1 protein-coding gene is annotated in these 1,213 nt (G+C 41.8%); it reads right to left on the bottom strand.

The window, feature by feature from the left end; all coding sequences use genetic code 11:
* Nucleotides 1-27 precede the first annotated feature (27 nt).
* Nucleotides 28-1,212, bottom strand: a complete 1,185-nt coding sequence (gene tuf / locus H4J67_RS19895; protein ID WP_070375043.1) for an elongation factor Tu — start codon at nucleotides 1,210-1,212, stop codon at nucleotides 28-30.
* Between the last annotated feature and the right edge of the window lies 1 nt (nucleotide 1,213).

Below are 1,213 nucleotides of genomic sequence, written 5' to 3'. Positions count from 1 at the left end.
AGTTCTAGTGAGAACTAAAATCTGCAATTATGCGATGATTTTAGATACAACACCAGCACCAACAGTACGACCACCTTCACGGATAGCGAAGCGTAAACCTTCATCCATCGCTACTGGGTTGATTAGCTCTACAACAAATTTCAAGTTGTCGCCAGGCATTACCATTTCAACACCTTCAGGAAGCTCTACAGCACCTGTGATATCTGTTGTACGGAAGTAAAACTGTGGACGGTATCCTTTAAAGAATGGTGTATGACGACCACCTTCATCTTTACTTAACACGTAGACTTCTGATTCGAATTTTGTATGAGGTGAAATTGAACCAGGCTTACATAATACTTGACCACGTTCAACATCTTCACGCTTAAGACCACGTAAAAGTACACCACAGTTCTCGCCAGCACGACCTTCGTCTAGAAGCTTACGGAACATTTCAACACCAGTACAAGTAGATTTTTGAGTATCACGGATACCAACAACTTCTACTTCTTCACCAATTTTGATGATACCGCGCTCAACACGACCTGTAACAACAGTACCACGACCAGCAATTGAGAATACATCTTCGATAGGCATGATGAATGCTCCGTCGATTGCACGCTCTGGCTCTGGAATGTAGTTATCTAATTGATCAGCAAGTTCGATGATTTTTGCTTCCCACTTTTCGTCGCCTTGAAGAGCGCCTAAAGCTGAACCTTGAATTACCGGTAAATCATCACCTGGGAAGTCATATTCAGAAAGAAGTTCACGAATTTCCATTTCTACTAATTCTAGTAATTCTTCGTCATCTACAACATCACATTTGTTCATGAATACGATGATATATGGAACACCAACCTGACGTGATAACAAAATGTGCTCACGTGTTTGTGGCATAGGACCATCTGTAGCAGCAACTACTAAGATAGCGCCATCCATTTGTGCAGCACCGGTGATCATGTTTTTGATGTAATCGGCGTGACCAGGACAATCTACGTGTGCGTAGTGACGAACTTCTGTATCGTACTCGATGTGAGAAGTATTGATTGTAATACCACGCTCACGCTCTTCAGGAGCATTATCGATTTGTGCGAAATCTTTAACTTCACCACCGTGTACTTTAGTTAATACTGCAGAGATAGCAGCTGTTAAAGTAGTTTTACCGTGATCGACGTGACCGATAGTACCAACGTTAACATGCGGTTTTAAACGTTCAAATTTTGCTTTAGCCATT

Origin of the sequence: Colwellia sp. BRX10-4, from assembly GCF_014077465.1 — a bacterium.
GTDB lineage: Bacteria > Pseudomonadota > Gammaproteobacteria > Enterobacterales > Alteromonadaceae > Colwellia_A.
This window is presented reverse-complemented; position numbering and strand designations above follow the sequence as displayed.

Coding starts and splice junctions, on each gene's coding strand:
- tuf (WP_070375043.1), bottom strand. CDS start 1,212: ATGGCTAAAGCAAAATTTGAACGTTTAAAACCGCATGTTAACGTTGGT.